At 66.5% G+C, this 19,706-nt stretch carries 23 protein-coding genes; 10 read left to right on the top strand and 13 right to left on the bottom strand.

Translation table 11 applies throughout. The annotated features are described in order from the left end of the window. Nucleotides 1–15 precede the first annotated feature (15 nt). The 6 genes from WDZ97_RS18375 to WDZ97_RS18350 form a co-directional block, all read right to left on the bottom strand. The gene (locus tag WDZ97_RS18375; RefSeq protein ID WP_304005677.1) at nucleotides 16–519 is read right to left on the bottom strand and encodes a M48 family metallopeptidase; all 504 of its coding nucleotides are present in this window, start codon (nucleotides 517–519) and stop codon (nucleotides 16–18) included. Continuing rightward, nucleotides 519–902 carry a ribbon-helix-helix domain-containing protein gene (locus WDZ97_RS18370; RefSeq protein WP_020166321.1) on the bottom strand — a complete coding sequence of 128 codons (384 nt, stop codon included), beginning with the start codon at nucleotides 900–902 and terminating at the stop codon, nucleotides 519–521. Before WDZ97_RS18370 ends, WDZ97_RS18375 begins: the two co-directional genes overlap by 1 nt. Nucleotides 903–969: 67 nt before the next feature. Next, nucleotides 970–1,548 carry a DJ-1/PfpI family protein gene (locus tag WDZ97_RS18365; RefSeq protein ID WP_020166322.1) on the bottom strand — a complete coding sequence of 193 codons (579 nt, stop codon included), beginning with the start codon at nucleotides 1,546–1,548 and terminating at the stop codon, nucleotides 970–972. A 242-nt stretch (nucleotides 1,549–1,790) separates the two neighbouring features. After that, the gene (locus tag WDZ97_RS18360) at nucleotides 1,791–2,366 is read right to left on the bottom strand and encodes a YceI family protein (RefSeq protein WP_304005678.1); all 576 of its coding nucleotides are present in this window, start codon (nucleotides 2,364–2,366) and stop codon (nucleotides 1,791–1,793) included. 57 nt (nucleotides 2,367–2,423) lie between these two features. Continuing rightward, a complete protein-coding gene (locus WDZ97_RS18355; protein WP_304005680.1) occupies nucleotides 2,424–3,005 on the bottom strand; it encodes a YceI family protein in 582 nt (193 codons plus the stop codon). Nucleotides 3,006–3,071: 66 nt separating this feature from the next. Further along, a complete protein-coding gene (locus tag WDZ97_RS18350; protein ID WP_304005682.1) occupies nucleotides 3,072–3,320 on the bottom strand; it encodes an accessory factor UbiK family protein in 249 nt (82 codons plus the stop codon). Nucleotides 3,321–3,692: 372 nt separating this feature from the next. On the opposite strand from WDZ97_RS18350, the gene WDZ97_RS18345 reads away from it, so the two are divergent. From WDZ97_RS18345 to WDZ97_RS18330, 4 genes are all read left to right on the top strand, one after another. Then, on the top strand, nucleotides 3,693–4,487 hold the full coding sequence (locus tag WDZ97_RS18345; protein WP_020166325.1) for a TorF family putative porin: 795 nt from the start codon (nucleotides 3,693–3,695) through the stop codon (nucleotides 4,485–4,487). A gap of 39 nt (nucleotides 4,488–4,526) precedes the next feature. Further along, on the top strand, nucleotides 4,527–4,865 hold the full coding sequence (gene glnK / locus WDZ97_RS18340; RefSeq protein WP_018412627.1) for a P-II family nitrogen regulator: 339 nt from the start codon (nucleotides 4,527–4,529) through the stop codon (nucleotides 4,863–4,865). A gap of 13 nt (nucleotides 4,866–4,878) precedes the next feature. Then, complete coding sequence (locus WDZ97_RS18335) at nucleotides 4,879–6,309, top strand: ammonium transporter (protein ID WP_296813493.1); 1,431 nt, start codon at nucleotides 4,879–4,881, stop codon at nucleotides 6,307–6,309. Nucleotides 6,310–6,555: 246 nt separating this feature from the next. Then, nucleotides 6,556–7,260 carry a hypothetical protein gene (locus WDZ97_RS18330; RefSeq protein WP_425763717.1) on the top strand — a complete coding sequence of 235 codons (705 nt, stop codon included), beginning with the start codon at nucleotides 6,556–6,558 and terminating at the stop codon, nucleotides 7,258–7,260. Here WDZ97_RS18330 and WDZ97_RS18325 read toward each other — a convergent pair whose 3' ends face one another. From WDZ97_RS18325 to ubiB, 3 genes are all read right to left on the bottom strand, one after another. Continuing rightward, complete coding sequence (locus WDZ97_RS18325; protein WP_425763716.1) at nucleotides 7,261–8,763, bottom strand: sodium:solute symporter family protein; 1,503 nt, start codon at nucleotides 8,761–8,763, stop codon at nucleotides 7,261–7,263. Nucleotides 8,764–8,866: 103 nt separating this feature from the next. After that, complete coding sequence (locus tag WDZ97_RS18320) at nucleotides 8,867–9,475, bottom strand: hypothetical protein (protein WP_425763715.1); 609 nt, start codon at nucleotides 9,473–9,475, stop codon at nucleotides 8,867–8,869. A 180-nt stretch (nucleotides 9,476–9,655) separates the two neighbouring features. Continuing rightward, nucleotides 9,656–11,185, bottom strand: a complete 1,530-nt coding sequence (gene ubiB / locus WDZ97_RS18315; RefSeq protein ID WP_425763714.1) for a ubiquinone biosynthesis regulatory protein kinase UbiB — start codon at nucleotides 11,183–11,185, stop codon at nucleotides 9,656–9,658. A gap of 209 nt (nucleotides 11,186–11,394) precedes the next feature. Between ubiB and argS the strand changes: the two genes are divergently transcribed. The 4 genes from argS to WDZ97_RS18295 are packed head-to-tail and all read left to right on the top strand — an operon-like array spanning nucleotide 11,395 to nucleotide 15,174. Continuing rightward, complete coding sequence (gene argS, locus WDZ97_RS18310) at nucleotides 11,395–13,137, top strand: arginine--tRNA ligase (protein ID WP_425763713.1); 1,743 nt, start codon at nucleotides 11,395–11,397, stop codon at nucleotides 13,135–13,137. After that, nucleotides 13,138–13,707: an SPOR domain-containing protein gene (locus WDZ97_RS18305; RefSeq protein WP_296813484.1), complete on the top strand. Its 570-nt coding sequence runs from the start codon at nucleotides 13,138–13,140 to the stop codon at nucleotides 13,705–13,707. A gap of 25 nt (nucleotides 13,708–13,732) precedes the next feature. Next, nucleotides 13,733–14,374 carry a thiol:disulfide interchange protein DsbA/DsbL gene (locus WDZ97_RS18300; RefSeq protein WP_304005695.1) on the top strand — a complete coding sequence of 214 codons (642 nt, stop codon included), beginning with the start codon at nucleotides 13,733–13,735 and terminating at the stop codon, nucleotides 14,372–14,374. Between the two features lie 53 nt (nucleotides 14,375–14,427). Next, a complete protein-coding gene (locus WDZ97_RS18295) occupies nucleotides 14,428–15,174 on the top strand; it encodes an SDR family oxidoreductase (protein ID WP_425763712.1) in 747 nt (248 codons plus the stop codon). A 79-nt stretch (nucleotides 15,175–15,253) separates the two neighbouring features. Here the strand turns inward: WDZ97_RS18295 and thiD (WDZ97_RS18290) are convergent, their stop codons facing one another. From thiD (WDZ97_RS18290) to thiD (WDZ97_RS18275), 4 genes are read right to left on the bottom strand one after another with little or no spacing between them, the layout of a single operon-like run. Then, nucleotides 15,254–16,051: a bifunctional hydroxymethylpyrimidine kinase/phosphomethylpyrimidine kinase gene (thiD, locus tag WDZ97_RS18290; RefSeq protein ID WP_425763711.1), complete on the bottom strand. Its 798-nt coding sequence runs from the start codon at nucleotides 16,049–16,051 to the stop codon at nucleotides 15,254–15,256. 28 nt (nucleotides 16,052–16,079) lie between these two features. Further along, nucleotides 16,080–17,363, bottom strand: a complete 1,284-nt coding sequence (hemL, locus tag WDZ97_RS18285; protein ID WP_425763710.1) for a glutamate-1-semialdehyde 2,1-aminomutase — start codon at nucleotides 17,361–17,363, stop codon at nucleotides 16,080–16,082. 11 nt (nucleotides 17,364–17,374) lie between these two features. Next, the gene (gene thiE / locus WDZ97_RS18280; RefSeq protein ID WP_425763709.1) at nucleotides 17,375–17,992 is read right to left on the bottom strand and encodes a thiamine phosphate synthase; all 618 of its coding nucleotides are present in this window, start codon (nucleotides 17,990–17,992) and stop codon (nucleotides 17,375–17,377) included. Beyond that, nucleotides 17,982–18,917 carry a bifunctional hydroxymethylpyrimidine kinase/phosphomethylpyrimidine kinase gene (thiD, locus tag WDZ97_RS18275; RefSeq protein WP_425763708.1) on the bottom strand — a complete coding sequence of 312 codons (936 nt, stop codon included), beginning with the start codon at nucleotides 18,915–18,917 and terminating at the stop codon, nucleotides 17,982–17,984. The genes thiE and thiD (WDZ97_RS18275) overlap by 11 nt, the downstream gene beginning before the upstream one ends. A 76-nt stretch (nucleotides 18,918–18,993) precedes the next feature. Here thiD (WDZ97_RS18275) and WDZ97_RS18270 point away from each other — a divergent pair, with 76 nt between their 5' ends. Further along, a complete protein-coding gene (locus WDZ97_RS18270) occupies nucleotides 18,994–19,182 on the top strand; it encodes a rubredoxin (protein ID WP_020166339.1) in 189 nt (62 codons plus the stop codon). Between the two features lie 117 nt (nucleotides 19,183–19,299). Beyond that, nucleotides 19,300–19,698 (top strand): response regulator, encoded by a 399-nt coding sequence (locus WDZ97_RS18265; protein WP_020166340.1) that lies wholly within the window; start codon nucleotides 19,300–19,302, stop codon nucleotides 19,696–19,698. Nucleotides 19,699–19,706: the final 8 nt, after the last annotated feature.

Here is a 19,706-nt window from a genome sequence, read left to right as displayed (position 1 = left end):
CGCGCGGCTCAACGGCTACGCGGACTTGCCTGCGAGGTCGAGACAGGTCAGATGCAGCCGCAGGTCGAACTCGTACTGGTGGTAGCGCGGCTCCATGTGCTCGCACAGCGCATAGAAACTCTTGTCGTGCTCGCGCACCTTCAGGTGCGCCAGCTCGTGCACGACGATCATCTTCAGGAACTCCGGCGCGCAGTCACGGAACAGCGTGGCGACGCGGATTTCCCGCTTGCTCTTGAGCTTCGCACCCTGCACGCGCGAAATCGTGGTCTGCGTGCCGAGCGCCTTCGCCACCAGACCGAGGCCGCTGTCGTACGCCACCTTGGCGACCGGAGGCGCGGTGCGCAAGTGGCGGTTCTTCAGTTCGAGCACATAGTCGTACAGCGCGGAATCGCTGCGTATGTCGTGGCGCTCCGGGTAGCGCACACGCAGGGTTTCGGCCAGCCGGTCCTGCTCGATCAATGCGCGCACCTGATCCTGGATGTGGGCCGGATAGGCCGACAGGTACTTCAGTACCGTCATCAGGCGACCTGGTTGGCCGCGGTGCGCCGGCGCTCGGCCGCCAGCACGCGTTCGGCGTCGAGCGACGAGATGGCGATGCGGGTGTCGGCCGGTATCGCGCCGGCCAGCTGCAGCGCCATGTAACGGCCGCAGCAGACGCGCAGGAAGGAGGTGAAGTTGGCCGGCAGCAGGTGGGCGCCGTCGCCACCGCCCGCCTCGGCCAGTTCGTCGTACAGCTTCGAAATGAGGCGCGGCAGCGTCAGCCCGTCGCGCGCGCCGATCTCTTCCAGCACGTCCCAGAACTGGTTCTCCAGCCGGATGCTGGTGGCGACGCCGCGCAGCCGCAGCGAACGGCTGCGCATCACATAAAGTTCGGGGTCGGCGCGAATGAAGATCTGGCACATGGGTGACACCTCCTGCGCCTATTGTAGACAGCGCAGCGGAACGCACACGCCCCGCCGCGCCGTTCGCTCACTCGATGCGCGTGCCGAGCACCGCGAGGAACTGCGAAATCCAGGCCGGGTGCGCCGGCCAGGCAGGCGCAGTAACGAGGTTGCGATCAGTCACCGCGCCGTCGATGGCGATGTCGGCGTAGCGGCCACCCGCCAGTTCGACCTCGGCGCGGCAGGCCGGGTAGGCTGAGCACAGGCGGCCTTCGAGCACCTTGGCGCCGGCCAGCAGCTGGGCGCCGTGGCAGATGGCGGCGATCGGCTTGTCGGCCAGCGCGAAGTGACGGACGATGGCCAGCACCTTGTCGTCCATGCGCAGGTATTCAGGCGCACGACCGCCGGGGATGACCAGCGCGTCATAGTCCTCGGCCTTCACCGTATCAAACGTGGCGTTCAGCGTGAAGTTATGGCCGCGCTTCTCGGAATAGGTCTGCTGACCTTCGAAATCGTGAATGGCGGTGGCGATCTGGTCGCCCGCCTTCTTGTCCGGACACACCGCGTGCACGGTGTGGCCGACGGCCAGCAGCGCCTGGAAAGGCACCATGATTTCGTAGTCCTCGACGAAATCGCCGGCCAGCAACAGGATTTTCTTCGCCTTCATGTCCGTCCTCCTCGCGTGAAGCGCGCAACGCGCGCAGGTCGCTAACGTGCTACGGACGGAAGGGCTCGGGGTGGTATTCGGTTAACACATGAGGCGCGTGCGACCGTATTTGATCGACGGCCGCTGTCGGGGTCAGAAGACCCCTCCCACAGCACCGCGGCCTTGGTTCGGCTCGCGGCTCGGGCGCGCGCCTCGCGGGAGCGGCCTTGGCCCCGACAAGACCGCTGCGCTCCGGCGGCGCCTCAGTCCTTGAACGCCTCGACCGGGATGTTGATCACCACCGTGTCGCCGATGCCCGGCAGGTACTTGGTCATGCCGAATTCCGAACGCTTCAGGGTGGTCGAGATGTCGGCACCGCACAGCGCCTTCTTGTTGATCGGGTGGGTGCCGCAGGCGAAGCCCTTGACGTCCAGACGCACCGGCCGGGTCACGCCGAGCAGCGTGAAATCGCCCTCCGCGCCGACCAGCTTGTCGCCTTCGTACATCAGCTTCGTCGACTTGAAGGTCATGTTCGGAAACTTCTCGACGTTGAAGAAATCCTCGCCGCGCATGTGCTTGTCCCAGGCTTCGAGGCCCATGTCGACCGAAGCGCTGTCGATCGTGACCTCGATGCTGCCGCTCTTCTGCGCCGGCACCAGCATGATCTTGCCGGTCACGTTGTTGAAACGGCCGCGCTGCGTCGAGAAGCCGAGGTGGTTGACCTCGAACACCGGAAAGGTGTGGCGGCTGTCGATGGTGAAGCTATCGGCGGCCATCGCGCCGGCGGTCATGGACAGGCCGGCGAATGCGCCGAACAGGGCAACAGCGATCTTCTTCATGCAGGAACTCCTTCTTATTGATGTACGGGCGCGCCGCAGTCGGGCGCGTCCGGGGGATTACTTGCCGGCGACGGCGAGCCGAAAGCGGATCTGCACCTCGTCGGCGACCACCGAGGTGTCACCCCAGGCGCCGGTGCCGACTCCGTAGTCAAGGCGCTTGAGCGGGAAACTGCCCTCGAGCACCGCACCGGCACCCTCCGGTTTCAGCGTGAAGGGCGCGGCCACCTCGCGCGTCTTGCCCTTGATGCTCATCTGGCCGCGTACTTCGAACCTGTTGTTGCCCAGCGGCTTGACCGAGGTGGACACGAAGCGCGCCGTCGGGAACTGCTTCACGTCGAACCAGTTCTTGCCCTTCACCTCGTCGTTGGCTTCCGGGCCACCGGCATCGATCGACGCCAGTTCGATGTCCAGCGTGGCCTTGCCGGCCTCGGGTTTGGTCGGATCGAAATCAAGCGTCGCGGCAAACTTGCGGAAGGTGCCGTCGACCGACACCCCCATCTGCTGCGACACGAAGGCCAGCGAACTTTTCTCGGGCAGCACACGGCTGTAGGTGCCGGCCGCCAGCGCCGGCACGGCCAGTGCCAGACCCGCAGCGATCACGGTCGACCGGCACACGGCCGTGAAATTCGGGAAGGTCATGAGCTCTCCATATAAGTCGCACACCGTTGTTGATGCGCGATGACGGGAAAAATTCCGCGGCCGCAGTCAGCCCTCGCGTGCGGCAAGCCGGCTTTCAAGATCGGCAACACGCGCTTCCAGCGCTTCGAGCTGGGCGCGGGTGCGGGCCAGCACCTCTCTCTGCACGTCGAATTCCTCGCGCGTAACCAGATCGAGGCGGGAAAACATCGCGCTGGCCATCGCCTTGGCGTTCTTTTCCAGATCGCGGGCCGGGCTGGCGGCGATCAGTTCGGAAAAACGGCTGGACAGCTCTTCGAGCATCTTGGGATTGAGCATGGCGACCTCCTGCAGTTAGGGATTCAACGCAGCGCCCCGGCGGGACGCCGACGCGACGTGCGTTCGCCGCGCATTGTGCCGGCAAGCAGCAGCCGGCGCGACCATCGTGGCGGCGTCATTCATGACATCGCGGTGCATTTCCGGGCATGCGGGCACCGAATTCGCGCACGGAATGTAAGGCCATGTATTCACGCACCGACTTGGTGCGAGTCGGATTTGTCGCGCGTGAACTTGGGGCAAGGCCGTTGCATGGATCACGGCGCCGCTGTGGGATGCGATCACAAGTCATTGAAAGATATATCGTTTGCTCGCTGGCACGGTCCGTGCAATAGCGGCTGAGCAGTTTTCCCTAACATCAAGGAGTGAACACTCATGCAAAAGACTCTGATCGCCGCCGCCCTCGCCAGCGCGCTGGCCGTGCCCGCCTTCTCCGTCCACGCCGAAGAGCCGGCCAGCCCGCACACCTTCACCGGCAACGTCGGTCTGTTCAGCCAGTACGTGTTCCGCGGCATCAGCCAGACCAATGAAGACATCGCACTGCAGGGCGGCTTCGACTACTCGCACGCCAGCGGCTTCTACATCGGTACCTGGGCTTCGAACATTTCGTGGCTCAAGGATGCACCGGCGGGTGTGGATCCGGCCTACTCCAGCTCCAGCATGGAAATCGACGTCTACGGTGGCTACAAGTTCGCAGTGACCGAAGACATCGGCATGGACGTCGGTATCCTGCAGTACATCTATCCGGGCGATCGCAACCCCGGCATAACCAAGGCCGACACGACCGAAGTCTATGTTGCTGCCAGCTGGAAGTTCCTGTCGGCCAAGTACTCGTACAGCCTCGGCGACACCTTCGGCGTGAACAACGCGGACGGCACATGGTATCTGGACCTGCAGGCCAACTACCCGATCACCGACGCGCTGACGCTTAACCTGCACTACGGCATCCAGGAATTCGATGGCTCGAACGCTGGCGTCAAGAACGACTCCTTCGCCTCGTACGAAGACTGGAAGATCGGCCTGTCCTACGCGCTGCCGCAGAGCTTCACCGTCGGCGCCTTCTATACCGACACCAGCATGAACAGCACGGAAAAGGCCTTCTACACCAATCTGAAGGGCAAGTACCTCGGCGACGACCAGTACGTCGTATTCGTTTCCAAGACCTTCTGATTCACACAAACGCTTCGCGGCATCTGCCAGGGGAATGTCATGAAACTAGTCACTGCCATCATCAAGCCGTTCAAGCTTGACGAAGTGCGTGAGGCGCTGTCCGCCATCGGCGTGCAGGGCATCACCGTCACCGAGGTCAAGGGTTTCGGTCGTCAGAAAGGCCACACCGAGCTGTATCGCGGTGCCGAGTACGTCGTCGATTTCCTGCCGAAGGTGAAGATCGAAGCGGCGATCAGCGACGAGCTGGTCGACAGCGTCGTCGAAGCCATCGAAAAGTCCGCCAGCACCGGCAAAATCGGCGACGGCAAGATTTTCGTATTCGATCTCGAACAAGTCGTCCGCATTCGCACCGGTGAAACCGGCGTCGATGCGCTTTAAGGGAGAACGGGAGATGAAGCGCTTTTTGAGCATCCTGTGCGCAACGCTGGCCATCGGCCTGGCAGCGCCTGTCATGGCAGAAGATCCCCCGGCAGCGCCGGTCGCGGCCGAAGCGGCCGCACCGGCCGCCGACGCCCCGGCGGCGCCCGAGGCAGCACCGGTGGCCGCCGAAGCCGCACCGGCTGAAGCGGCTCCGGCCGAAGAAGTGAAGGCCGAAGTCCACAAGGGCGACGTGGCATGGATGCTGGTATCCACCGTCATCGTGCTGTTCATGGCCCTGCCCGGCCTGGCGCTGTTCTACGGCGGCATGGTGCGCGCCAAGAACATGCTGTCGGTGCTGATGCAGGTGATGGTCGTGTTTTCGCTGATCGGCGTGCTGTGGGTCATCTACGGCTACAGCCTGGCCTTCACCGAGGGCACGCCCTTCATCGGCTCGCTGGACAAGCTCTTCCTGAGCGGTGTCTCGGTCGAATCGCTGGCTGACACCTTCAGCCCCGCCGTGAAGCTGCCTGAGTACGTGTTCATCATGTTCCAGCTGACCTTCGCCGGCATCACCGCCGCGCTGATCGTCGGTTCGTTCGCCGAACGCGCCAAGTTCTCGGCCGTGCTGCTGTTCTCGGTGCTGTGGTTCACCTTCTCCTACATCCCGATCGCCCACATGGTGTGGGGTGCCGGTGGTTACCTGCTGGGTCACGGCGCGCTGGACTTCGCCGGCGGCACGGTGGTGCACATCAACGCCGGTGTTGCCGGTCTGGTGGGTGCCTACATGGTCGGCAAGCGCATCGGCTACGGCAAGGAATCGATGGCCCCGCACTCGCTGGTACTGACCATGGTCGGTGCGTCGATGCTGTGGGTGGGCTGGTTCGGCTTCAACGCCGGTTCCAACCTGGAAGCCAACGCCAACACCGCGCTGGCCGCCATCAACACGATGATTGCCGCCGCCGCTGCTACGGTTGCCTGGATCGCCGCGGAAGCCATCTTCAAGGGCAAGCCGTCGATGCTGGGTGCCGCTTCCGGCTCGATCGCCGGTCTGGTCGCCATCACCCCGGCCTGCGGTACCGTCGGCCCGATGGGCGCCCTGGTGATCGGTCTGCTGGCTGGCGTGATCTGCCTGTGGGGCGTAAATGGCCTGAAGCACATGCTCGGTGCCGATGACTCGCTCGACGTGTTCGGCGTGCATGGTGTCGGCGGCATCGTCGGCGCCATCCTGACCGGCGTGTTCACCGCGCCGTCGCTCGGCGGTACCGGTGCCGAAGACTTCGCGATGGGTGCCCAGGTCGGCATCCAGGCGATGAGCGTGGTGATCACCATCGTGTGGTCGGGCGTCGTGTCCTTCATCGCCTACAAGCTGGTCGACATCTTCATCGGCCTGCGTGTGCCGGAAGACGAAGAGCGCGAAGGTCTGGACGTGACCGCCCACGGCGAAACCGCCTACCGCCTCTGATACGAACACTCCTCCAGCAATGGTTCGGGCGCCTTCGGGCGCCCGTTTTTTTTGTGCGTGCGCCGTGTCGCCGAAGCCCCGGCCGGCGCGTGCTGTCCATCGCCAGCCAGGCATACGCGTTGATCGATCTCGTGCCCGACCCGCGGTTGCGGGTTAGCATCATGGCCCCTGTCGCCATCAGCGCCACAGGGAGACGGCAACGAGGGCCGCCGCCGCGGCGCCCCGGATTCAACGAGGACATCGCACGTGAACACCTTTGTTCTGCGCAGCATGGCTGCGCTGATCGCCCTGGGCGCGAGCACCTTCGCCGCTGCACAGGAGGACAGCTTCCCCGCGGAGGAACGCGCACGGCTGCGCGACCAGGCCGCTGCGCTGAAGCAGCAGGCACGCACGCAACAGGAAGCCGCCCGCATCGCGCGCGACGAGGGCTATGCCGCCTGCTGGCAGCGCACGCTGGTGTCGTCCTGCATCGAGGACACCGACGAAGCCTATCGCCGCAGCCTCGGAGAGGCCCGCAAGCTGGAGATCCAGGCAAGCGATATCGAACGCGACATGCGCACCCGCGCCGCCGAAGTGCGCCGCGCGGAAAAGCAGCGCGCGGCCGAAGCGCGCCGGGACAAGTCGATCGAAATGAGCGTCAAAACGCGCGAACAGGAGGCGCAGCGGGCGCAGGATGCGGCCGCTCGCGCCGACAAGGACGCCGAAATGGCGGCCCAGGCCGAGGCGCGCGAACGCGCTCAGGCAGAGCGCGACGCCGCGCAGGCGGCCAAACGCAAGCGCGAGGACGCGCGCGCCGCCGAGCGCGCCGCCGAACAGCGGCGCAAGGCGGCGAAGATCGACGAGCGCGTGCAGAAGCGCGAGGAGGAACGTGCCCGCCGCGAAGCCGAGGCGGCGGCGAAGGAAGCCGCAAAGAACGCGAAGGACGCCACTGAGGCAGGCGCGAAGCCCTGATCAGTTCGACGTGTGGTGACCGCCGGGCGCTGCGTGATGCGTACCGGACGCGGCATGGTGATGCAGCGCGGCGTGATCCGGTTCGTGCGGCAGCCGGTGACCGACCCACTGCGGCAACAGCGAACCGACCACCATGCCGACCATGCTGACGGCCAGGCCGATCAGCTGCGGCGGTACCAGGCTCGCTTCACCGACCAGAATCTCGATCAGCAGCCATGACATCAACCCGCCGATGATGGCCGCCAGCGCGCCCTGGGTCGTCGCGCGCTTCCAGAAGGCACCGAAGAACAGCGGCACGAAGGCGCCCGCCAGCGTCACCTTGTAGGCGTTCTCGACCATACCGAAGATGCTGGTTTCCGAATTGAGCGCGACCAGCAGCACGACGCTGGCGAAACCGACGATGGCGCCGCGCATCACGAACAGCAGCTGACGGTCGCTCATGCGCGGGTAGAAGCCCTTCACGATGTTCTCGGCGAAGGTGACCGAGGGCGCCAGCAGCGTCGCCGACGAGCAGCTCATGATGGCCGACAGCACGGCGCCGAAGAACAGGATCTGCGCGATCAGCGGCGTGTGCTGCATCACCAGCGTCGGCAGTACGCGCTGCGAATCCTCCTCGATCAGCGCGCCGAAGGTGGCCGGGTCGATCAGCGTCGCCGAGTAGGCGATGAACATCGGCACGAAGCAGAAGCAGAAGTAGATGGTCGCGCCGAGCACCGAGCCGCCGACGGCCACCTTGGCACTCTTCGCCGACGTGACGCGCTGGAACACGTCCTGCTGCGGAATCGAACCCAGCATCATGGTGAGCCAGGCGCCGATGAAGGTGATCCACAGCCAGGGGTCGGCCGGCGGGAAGAAATCCAGCTTGCCGGCCGCCGACGCGTGCTCGATCACGGGCGCCACACCGCCGGTCAGGCCGCTGATGATGTAGGCGATGTAGAGCAGGCCGCCCATCGACACCGCCATCTGCACGAAGTCGAGGATCGCCACCGAGAACATGCCGCCGAAGGTGGTGTAGGTGAGCACGATGACCGCGCCGAGCACCATGCCCGCCTCCTGGCTCACGGCGCCGTTGGTCACCATGAAGAAGATGAGGCCCATGGCCTTGATCTGCGCCGCCACCCAGCCGAGGTAGGACACGACGATGCACATCGAGGTGATCGCCTCCACCGTGCGGTTGTAGCGCATGCGGTAGTAGTCGCCGACGGTCAGGATGTTGAGCTTGTACAGCTTGGAGGCGAAGAAGAAGCCGGCGATGATGAGACACATCGACGAGCCGAAGGGGTCGGCCACCACGCCGCCCAGGCCTTCGGTGACGAACTGCGCCGACACGCCGAACACCGCCTCGGCGCCGAACCAGGTGGCGAACACGGTGGCGGTGACCACCGGCAGCGGCAGGCTGCGCCCGGCGACCGCGAAGTCCTTCGCGTTATGAACGTTCTTCGACGCGTACAGGCCGATGCCGACCGACACCATCAGATAGAGCACTACGAACCAGATCAGCATGAACGCCCCGGCGGAACATTGCGCGGCGCGGCACGACGCCGCGCGAGCGCAATGATAGCGGCGCGCAAACGCTGATGGGCAAAGGAAAGCGGCTGTTTTTCGATCAGGCCGAAAGTGGATAGGGCGAGGCGGCCGGCAGCGCCGTATCGGCCACCATTTCGAGCACCACGCGCCCCTCGACCCGCAGGCCGGACAGATGGATGTGCAGGTGGGTGACCAGCGCGTTCTGCAGCGATTCGTCGACGCCGAAGCCGCAGTCGCGCGACGACAGCGCGACACGCGGCTGCGTCGCCTCGACCTTCCAGCCGAAGGCGCCGGCGAGGCCGCCGCTGCAGGCATCGATGACGATGCTGCCGGCTTCGGCCAGCGCGTCCTGTTCGAGTTCGGACAATTCGTCGGCCACGTCGGCGAGGCCGAGCATGCGGCGCACGATGAGCAGCGCGCCCTCCTCCGGCAGCGCCAGCAGCGCTTCGGCCGCCTGGCCGTCGGCGGTGCGCATGCGCTGCGCGACCACGCACAGACGACCGCCGCTGAATTCGTCGAGCGCGCACAGGCTGCGCTGCAGCGACTCGCGGTCGGCCAGCGCGACATGCGAAACCGACATGCCGACGCGTTCGGACACGATCTGCGAAAAGGTCATCGCCGCGCCGCGCACCGAACGGGTCATCGACCCGGCCAGCGCGCCAAGGCGTGTGGGGTGGGCCGGCGTCATCGCGCGTCCTCCCGGTGCGACGCCGTGCGGCCGCGATGCGTATCTAGCGTATCTACCGTGGTCGTTTTCATCGTTGTGATCTCGCGGCATGAAGGATCACTAACGACGGTGCAGGCGCTGACTTGAGGGCGCCGCTTCGGGCGTTCTTCCCGACCGTGGCAGACGTGCTGCCGATGCGTCCTACAGACCGGCGGCGATGCGCCAGATTTCGAGACCGATCAGCACGGCAACCAGCGCGCTCAGTATGCGCAGCCAGCGCAGCTGGCGACGGCTGCGGCGCTCGATGATGATGGGGTCGTGCAAGGCGTCGTGGGCCGCGGCCTGGCTCAGCACGCGGTGTGCCAGACGGGGCAGCTCGGGCATCGTCAGCGCCCAGCCCGGCGCCTCCTCGACCAGCTTGCGGCGCAGCGCGCGCCAGCCCATCTGCTCGCTCATCCAGCGCTCGAGGAAAGGCTTGGCCGTCTTCCACAGGTCCAGTTCCGGATCGAGCTGGCGGCCCAGGCCTTCGATGTTGAGCAGGGTTTTCTGCAGCATCACCAGCTGCGGCTGGATTTCGACGTTGAAGCGGCGCGACACCTGGAACAGGCGCAGCAGCGTGCGGCCGAATTCGATTTCCTTCAGCGGCTTGTCGAAGATGGGTTCGCAGACGGCACGGATCGACGCCTCGAATTCGTCCACCCGGGTACCGCGCGGTACCCAGCCGGCGTCAACGTGCGCCTGCGCGACGCGCTTGTAGTCGCGCTGGAAGAAGGCGAGGAAGTTCTGCGCCAGGTAGTTCTTGTCGACGTCGGTCAGCGTGCCCATGATGCCGAAGTCGAGCGCGATGTACTGGCCATCGGGCGCGACGAAGATGTTGCCCGGGTGCATGTCGGCGTGAAAGAAGCCGTCGCGGAACACTTGGGTGAAGAAGATTTCGACGCCGGCGCGCGACAACGCGGCCATGTCCACCCCCTGGGCGCGCAAGGCATCGACCTGTGAGATCGGCAGGCCGTACATGCGCTGCATCACCATCGCGGCGGGACCGCAGTAGTCCCAGTACACCTCGGGCACGGCGAGCAGCGGCGAATCGCGGAAGTTGCGGCGCAGTTGCGAACAGTTCGACGCCTCGCGCATCAGATCCAGCTCGTCGCCCAGGTGCTTGGAAAACTCCGCCACCACCTCGCGCGCCTTCAGCCGGCGGCCTTCCGACCACACGCGTTCGAGCAGCGTGGCGGCGGTTTCCATCAGCGCGATGTCGTTGGCGATGACGTGCTCGATGCCCGGTCGCAGCACCTTGACCGCGACTTCCTCACCGGTCGGCAGCACCGCGAAATGCACCTGGGCGACCGAGGCCGACGCCACCGGCTGTGTTTCGAAGCTGCGGAAAACCTGCGCCAGCGGCTTGCCGTAGAACGTTTCCAGGCGGGCGATCGCCTGTTCCGACGGAAAGGGCGGCACGCGGTCCTGCAGCTTGGCCAGTTCGTCGGCCAGATCGGGCGGCAGCAGGTCGCGCCGCGTCGACAGCATCTGGCCGAACTTGACGAAGATGGGGCCGAGCGCCTCCAGCGCCTGGCGCAGACGCACCGCGCGCGGCGCGTCGAAGCGGCGGCCGAGCCGGGTGACGCGCAGCAGACCGGCGAAGCGCAGCTTGCTGCCGGCGTCGATCAGCATCTGGTCGAGCCCGAAACGCAGGCTGACGGTGACGATCTTGAGCAGTCGCAACCAGCGCATCGGTTCAGCCCTTCACCGCGGGCAGCGGATCGGCAGGGGTCGGACGGGCGGCGTGAAACGTCATGTTGCTAAATTCGGCAGCGGCGCGGGAGCGCGCACTGTACAAGAAGGCCCGCCGCCCCGGAAGCCGCGCGCGGCGGGCCTCCACGGGCTCGCGTTATACTTCGCGGTCTTCAAATGCTTCTGCGCTTCGCGCCCTCGTTCCATTCATGACCCCCGAACTGCGCCAGGAACTGACCCGTCTGCTGCATGCCTCGCTCGCCAGCGTGGCACCTGACCTCGCCGCGCCCGACATCATCCTCGATCGCCCGAAGCAGGCCGCGCATGGCGACCTCGCCTGCAACGTCGCGCTGCAGCTGGCCAAGGCGCTGAAGCAGAACCCGCGCGTGATCGCCGAACGCATCGTGCGCGAACTGCCGCCATCCAACGTGATCGAGCGTGCCGAGGTGGCAGGCGCGGGCTTCATCAACTTCTTCTTCAGCGCATCGGTGAAGCAGGCCATCGTCGGCCGCATCCTCGCCGAACGCGAACGCTACGGCCGCTCGGACAGCGGCGCCGGCCGGAAGGTGCAGATCGAATTCGTGTCGGCCAATCCGACGGGCCCGCTGCACGTCGGTCACGGCCGCGGCGCGGCCTATGGCTCGGCGCTGTCCAATCTGCTGGAGGCCGCCGGCTACGCGGTGACGCGCGAGTTCTATGTGAACGACGCCGGCCGCCAGATGGACATCCTCGCCGTGTCGGTATGGCTGCGCTATCTCGAAACCCAGGGCACCGCCGTAAAATTCCCGGCCGACGGCTACCGCGGTGACTACGTGCGCGACATCGGCGCCGAACTGTTCATCCAGCAAGGCACACGACTCAACCGCCACACCGGCGACCTGCCCGACGCTTCGCAGCCGGGCGACACCGCCGACGCCATGCTTGACGCGCTGATCGCCGCCGCCAAGAAATCGCTCGGCGACGACTGGTGGACGGTGCACCGCTTCGCGCTCGACGCGATGCTGGCCGACCAGCGCAACGACCTCGGCGAATTCCGCGTGCACTACGACGTGTGGTACTCGGAACAGTCGCTGCACACGAATGGCGCGGTCGATCGCGCGGTGAAACGGCTGCAGGACGCCGGCCACATTTACGAACAGGACGGCGCGCTGTGGTTTCGCTCCACCCATTTCGGTGACGAGAAGGACCGCGTGGTCCGCCGCGACAACGGCGCGTACACGTATTTCGCGTCCGACATCGCCTACCACGCCGAGAAATTCGCGCGCGGCTTCGATCTGGTGATCGACGTCTGGGGCGCCGATCACCACGGCTACATCCCGCGCGTGAAGGGTGCGCTCGCCGCACTCGGCGAGAACCCGGACAAGCTCGAAATCGCGCTGGTGCAGTTCGCCGTGCTCTACCGCGGCGGCGAGAAGGCGGCCATGGGCAAGCGCTCGGGCGACTTCGTCACGCTGCGCGATCTGCGCGCCGAGGTCGGCAACGACGCCGCCCGCTTCTTCTACGTGCTGCGCAAGAGCGACCAGCACCTGGATTTCGACCTCGATCTGGCCAAGTCGGAATCGAACGACAACCCGGTCTATTACATCCAGTACGCGCACGCGCGCATCTGTTCGGTCATCCGCGAGGCGGTGGCCAACCATGCGCTTGACCTGTCGCTGCTGCAGGGCGTGCCGGTGGACAGCCTGTCCGGCGAGAAGGAACTGCTGCTGGCACAGCGCCTGGCCGAATTCCCGGACGTGATCACGGCGGCGGTCGCCGACCGCGCCCCGCACTCGGTCGCCTTCTACCTGCGCGACGTGGCGTCCGACTTCCACGCCTTCTACAACGCCTCGCGCATGCTGGTCGACGATCTGGCCGTGCGCGAAGCCCGCCTCGCACTGGCAGCGGCCGCCCGGCAGGTCATCGCCAACGGCCTCGCCCTGCTCGGCGTGTCCGCCCCGGAAACGATGTAAATGGCCAAGGCCCCTGCGAAGAAATCGTCTGCACGCAAGAGCCGCGGCGGCACCGTGGTAGGCATCTTCATCGGCCTGGTGCTCGGTGTGGTGCTGAGCGCCGGCGTCATGTGGTACATCAACGGCTCGTCGCTGCCGCTGCAGGTCCGCGGCAGCGCACCGCCGCCGGCACAGCCACCGGCCGAGCCAGCCGCACTGCCGGGCAAGCCGGGCGACAAGGCACCCGCCAAGCCGCGCTTCGACTTCTACGAAACCCTGCCCGGCAACACGCCGGCACCGGCCGCCGCGCCGGAGGCAAAGCCGGCTCCTGCCGCGGAGCCACCGGCAGCCGCACAGCCGCCGGCGTCGCTGCTGCTGCAGGCGGGCGCTTTCTCGTCGGAAGAAGAAGCGGACAACCTGCGCGCCCGTCTTGCGTTGATCGGTCTGGAATCTTCGGTGCAGAAAGGTACGGTGCCCGGCAAGGGCACGCTGTACCGGGTGCGCCTGGGCCCCTTCGCCAACGCGGAAGACATGCAGCGCGTACGCGCTGACCTTGCACAGAACGGAATCGACGCGTCGATTGTCCGATGACGTCGATTCAGAATAAGGAGACAGCATGAAATTCGGATTCAAAGCCCTTGCCGCGCTGGCCGTCGCCGGCTTCATGTCCATCGGCACCGCCACCGCCGCGCCGCTGACCGACAAGGACTACCGTGAAATCAAGCCGGCGCAGTCCACCGAGCCGGGCAACAAGGTCGAAGTGATCGAGTTCTTCTGGTACGGCTGCCCGCACTGCTTCGACCTCGAGCCGACGCTGAAGAAGTGGCTGGCCAAGCTGCCGGCCGACGTCACCTTCAAGCGCGTACCGGCGATCTTCCGCCAGTCCTGGGTGGCCGGCGCGCAGACCTACTACACGCTGGAAACCATGGGCGAACTGGATCGCATGCACGGCAAGGTGTTCGACGCCATCCACGTGGATCGCCAGGCCTTCAACGACATCGGCACCATCGCGACGTGGATGAGCAAGAACGGCATCGACGGCAAGAAGTTCGAAGACACCGCCAAGTCCTTCGCCGTGTCGGGCAAGGTGCAGCGCGCACAGCAGATGAGCGCCGCCTACCAGCTAACCGGCGTGCCGGCGCTGGTGGTCGATGGCAAGTACATCGCGCTGGGCAACAGCTTCGACGGCATGCTCGCCAACCTCGACGCGCTGATCGACCGCGCCCGCGCCGAGCGCGCCGCTGCCGGCAAGAAGTGAAGCCGGACGGTTCGACGACGACGACGGGTGCCCGTGTGGCACCCGTTGTTTTTTTGACCGGCGCATCGACCGGCATCGGCGAGGCGCTGGCGCGCCACTATGCGGCACAGGGCGCGACGCTGGGTCTGGTCGCGCGCCGTGCTGAGCTGCTCGAAAAGGTGACGGCCAGCCTGCCGGGCCGGCACCTCCATTACGCCGCGGACGTGCGCGACACCGACGCGCTGCGCGCCGCGGCGGAGGATTTCATCGCCCGCGTCGGCGTGCCCGACGTCGTCATCGGCAACGCCGGCGTATCGGTCGGTACGCTGACCGGCGAACAGGAAGACCTGCCCGCGTTCGAGGCGGTGTTCGACATCAATGTGCTCGGGCTGGTACGCACCTTCGCACCCTTCGTGAAACCGATGCAGGCGCGTGGTTCGGGGACACTGGTGGGCGTCGCCTCGGTCGCCGGTATCCGCGGCCTGCCCGGCGCCGGCGCCTACAGCGCGTCGAAGGCGGCGGCGATCAGCTACCTGGAAAGTCTGCGCGTCGAACTGCGCGGCAGCGGCGTACGGGTGAAGACGCTGTGCCCCGGCTACATCGACACGCCGATGACCGAGAAAAACCCCTACCCGATGCCCTTCATGCTCGAAGCCGCCGACGCCGCCGAACGCTTCGCCCGCTTCATCGACGGGCCACGCAGCTATGCCGTCATTCCGTGGCAGATGGGCATCGTCGCCAAGTTGATGCGGCTGCTGCCCAACCCGGTGTACGACGCGCTGGCGGCGAAGTCGGGGCGCAAGCCGTGCGGCACGCTGTAGGGCCGACACAAGACCCAGGCCGCAGGATTCAAGGGAGACGGAACGGCGCTGCGGCCGTGGCAAAGCGTGAGGTGACCGGTCATTTCCACAGTGCGTGGAAGTGGTGCACCGGACCGCGCCCCCTGCCGACCTCCAGCTGGTCCGCGGCGGCCAGCGCGGCACCCAGATAGTCTTTCGCCTGGCGCACCGCGCTCGCCACATCCGTGGTCGGCAGCAGCGCTGCCGCAGCGGCGGCCAGCGTGCAGCCGGTACCGTGATCGTGGGTGGTAACGATGCGCTGGGCCGGCAGCGCTAGTTCGACGTCCGGGCCGGCGAGCAGATCCGTACTGTGCGGCGCGCGCAGATGGCCGCCCTTCAGCAGCACCCACCGCGGTCCGAGCGCGCGCAGCGCGGTCAGCATGTCGCGCATGTCGTCCAGCGTCTGCGGCGCCGGGCGGTCGAGCAGCACCGCGGCTTCCGGCAGATTGGGCGTGATCAGCGTAGCCAGCGGCAGCAGCTCGTCGCGCAGCGCAGCCACCGCATCCGGCAGCAGCAGATGGTCGCCGCTCTTGGCCACCATGACCGGATCGACCACCACCGGGCAGCGCGCATGCCGACGCAGCCGCTCAGCCACCACGCGGGCGATCGCCGCATTGGCGATCATGCCCACCTTCACCGCATCGACCCGCACGTCGTCGAACACCGCGTCGATCTGTTCACCGACGAAATCCGGCTCCAGCGCCACGAAGCTGCGCACCCCGCAGGTGTTCTGCGCCACCACCGCAGTGATCGCACTCATGCCATAGGCACCGAGCGCGGAAAAGGTCTTGAGGTCGGCCTGTATGCCGGCCCCGCCAGTGGGGTCGGTGCCGGCAATGGTGAGGACGTTGGAGATCATGGCGGTCCCGCGGGACGCGCACTCGCCGTCACGCCACCTTCGCAAACGCCGCCTTCGCCCGCGCCACGGTCTGCGCCACATCGTCCTCGCTGTGCGCGCCCGACACGAAGCCGGCTTCGAAGGCCGACGGTGCGAGGTAGACGCCGGCGTCCAGCATGGCGTGGAAGAAGCGGTTGAAGCGCTCGCGGTCGGACTGCATCACTTCGGCGTAGCTGGCAGGGCAGCCGTCGCGGAAGTAGAGGCCGAACATGCCTCCGACCGACTGGGCGGAGAAGGTGACGCCGGCGTCTTTCGCGGCGGCGACCAGGCCGTCGCAGAACTGCCTGGTGCGAGCAGCGAGGCGGTCGTGGAAGCCGGGAGCGTTGATCAGTTCCAGCGTCTTCAGGCCGGCGGCCACCGCGACCGGGTTGCCGGACAGCGTGCCGGCCTGGTACACCGCGCCCAGCGGCGCGATGGCCGACATGATGTCGCGCCGGCCGCCGAAGGCGCCGACCGGCATGCCGCCGCCGATCACCTTGCCCAGCGTGGTCAGGTCGGGCGTGATGCCGAACAGCCCCTGGGCGCCGACCGGGCCGACGCGGAAGCCGGTCATCACTTCGTCGAAGATGAGTACCGAACCGTATTTCGTGCACAGCGCGCGCATCGCGTCGATGAACTCGCGGCTCGGCACGATGAGGTTCATGTTGCCGACCACCGGCTCGACGATGACGCAGGCGATGCGGTCGCCGTGGTTGCGGAAGCAGTCTTCGAGCTGCTGCACGTCGTTGTAGTCGAGCACCAGCGTGTGCTTGGCGAAGTCGTCCGGCACGCCGCCGGAACTCGGGTTGCCGAAGGTGAGCGCGCCGGAGCCGGCTTTCACCAGCAGGCTGTCGGCGTGACCGTGGTAGCAGCCTTCGAATTTCACGATGGCATCGCGGCCGGTGAAGCCGCGCGCCAGCCGGATGGCGCTCATCGTCGCCTCGGTGCCGGAGCTGACCAGGCGCACCTGTTCGATCGACGGCACACGCGCGCACAGCGTTTCCGCCATCACGATTTCGGCTTCGGTCGGCGCGCCGAACGAAAGGCCGCCGACGGCCGCCTCCTGCACTGCGCGGATCACCTCCGGATGCGCGTGGCCGACGATGGCCGGGCCCCAGGAACCGACATAGTCGATGTACTCCGCGCCGTCGGCGTCCCACAACCGGCTGCCCTGGCCGCGGGTGAAGAAGCGCGGCGTGCCGCCGACCGAGCGGAAGGCGCGCACCGGCGAATTGACGCCGCCCGGAATGCTGCGCTGGGCGCGTTCGAAAAGTTGTTCGTTGCGGGTGCTCATGGGGAATTCCTTCAGAAAAGCTTGGCGTAGGCGCGGGCGCGCGCTGCGATGTCGGGCGCGTCGAACAGGTCGGACACCACGGCCAGCAGATCGGCGCCGGCGGCGATCAGTTCCGGCGCGCGCGCCAGTGTGATGCCGCCGATGGCGCAGCGCGGCAGGCCAAGGTCGGCCACTTCGACGAAACGGCTGATCGAGGCCGGCGGTGCGGCGGGCTTGGTGCTCGACGCATACATCGAGCCGAAGGCGACGTAATCGGCGCCGTCGCGTGCGGCGGCCCGGGCCAGCGCCGGGTCGTCGTAACAGGACACGCCGATCAGCGCATCGCTGCCGAGCGCCTTGCGCGCCAGCGCCGGGCCGCCGTCGTCGCGGCCGACATGCACGCCATCGGCGCCGCAGGCCTTGGCCAGTTCGATGTCGTCGTTGATGACGAACAGCGCGCCGCAGACGGTGGTGATGGCGCGCAGCGCGTCGGCGTCAGCGCGTCGTCGTGCCGCGTCGGCGGACTTGTTGCGGTATTGCAGCACGACCGCGCCGTTGCCGCAGGCGGCTTCGGCCGCGCGGTACAGCGCGGCGCCGCTCAGCGCTTCCGGCGTCACCGCATACAGGCCGCGCAGCGGCTTACGCGTCATCGTCGGACTCCCGATCGGCGGTCGCGGCATTGTGTTCGCGCAGGAAGAAGAAGCGGTCCGGCAGGTGCTGGCCCATGCCCGGCCGGAAACCGGCCTGCAGCGTGCGCCATGTGTACTCCTGCGCGGCGTGCGCCGCCTCGCCGACGTCGAGGCCGTGCGCCAGCCAGGCGGCGAGCGCCGACGCCAGCGTGCAGCCGGAACCGTGGTAGCTGCCGGGCAGGCGGTCCCACTCGTCGCGGCGGATGACGCCATTGCGCCCGTACAGCACGTTGGCGACGCGGGTGGTCGATTCGTGCGTGCCGGTCAGCAGCACGTGGCCGCAGCCGGCGGCGATGAGCTGACGCGCGCACTGTTCGAGCGTCGGCGATACGGTGCGCCGTCCGTCGTCGTCCTCATCAATGTCGTCGTCCTCGTCCTCGTCGGCGAAATCGTCGCCGTCGTCGTCATCCTCGTCGTCGGCCTGCGCCAGACGACGGGCTTCGAGACTGTTCGGCGTCAGCACGGTGGTCAGCGGCAGCAGCAGTTCCTGCAGCGCGATCACCATGTCCTCGTCGGCGAGCTCGTCGCCACGGCCGGACGACAGCACCGGGTCGAGCACCACCGGGACGTCGGGGTAGTCGGAAATGATTTCGGCAATGGCCGCGATGTTCTCGATGCTGCCCATCACGCCGATCTTGAACGCCGCGACCGGCATGTCGGCGAGCAACACGCGCGCCTGATCGACCAGCAGGTCGTCGTCCATCGGCACGACCTCTTCGACGCCTGCACTGTCCTGCACCGTGACAGCCGTCACGACCGTCAGCGGATGGCAGCCCAGGGCCGACAGCGTCATCAGATCGGCCTGCATGCCGGCCCCGCCAGTGGGGTCGGTCGCCGAAAAACACATGACAAGCGGAGGATGCGCCCGCACATCAGAATTGACCATAAAGCGCGCGCCCGGATTGTCGTTACAGATGGTTAATTACGGTAATATCGACCGGATTCTAACAAACCAACCTGCCATGAGTTCCACTGTCACGGCCGAATTCCAGACTTATATGTGTCTCATCTGCGGCTTCATCTACGACGAAGCCGCCGGTCTGCCGGAAGAGGGCATCGCCCCCGGTACTCGCTGGGCGGACGTTCCGCCCAACTGGACCTGTCCCGAGTGCAGTGCACGCAAGGACGATTTCGAGATGGTCCAGATCTGAAACACGCATCGGTTGCGGACCTGTCGGGCCGGTGCATCCGCCTCATGAAGACCAACCGGATGCCGTCGCCGCGCAGTCCTGCGGCAGAACGGCGTGCGGACAACAGGGGAGAACATCTTGGCTGAATCGGGTGGCAATACCGGCGTCAAGGTGATGGTGATCGACGACAGCAACACCATACGCCGCAGTGCCGAAATCTTCCTGGTCCAGGCCGGGTATCAGGTGGTCCTGGCCGAGGATGGCTTCGACGCCCTGTCGAAAATCAGCGACCACCACCCCCAGGTCATCTTCTGCGACATCATGATGCCGCGCCTCGACGGTTACCAGACCTGCGCGCTCATCAAGAAGAACCCCCGTTTTGCCGCTACTCCCGTCGTGATGCTTTCGTCACGCGACGGCCTGTTCGACCGCGCACGCGGCCGGATGGTCGGCTCGGACGAATATCTCACCAAGCCCTTCACGAAGGACAGCCTGCTGCAGGCGGTGTCGCGTCACGCGCGCAACGGCGCTGACTGAGACGCCTT

This window comes from Methyloversatilis sp. MC4-4, from assembly GCF_049843555.1.
Classification (GTDB): Bacteria; Pseudomonadota; Gammaproteobacteria; order Burkholderiales; family Rhodocyclaceae; genus Methyloversatilis; species Methyloversatilis discipulorum_B.
The sequence above is the reverse complement of the archived record's forward strand: the minus strand, read 5'-3'. Positions and strand labels throughout refer to the sequence as shown.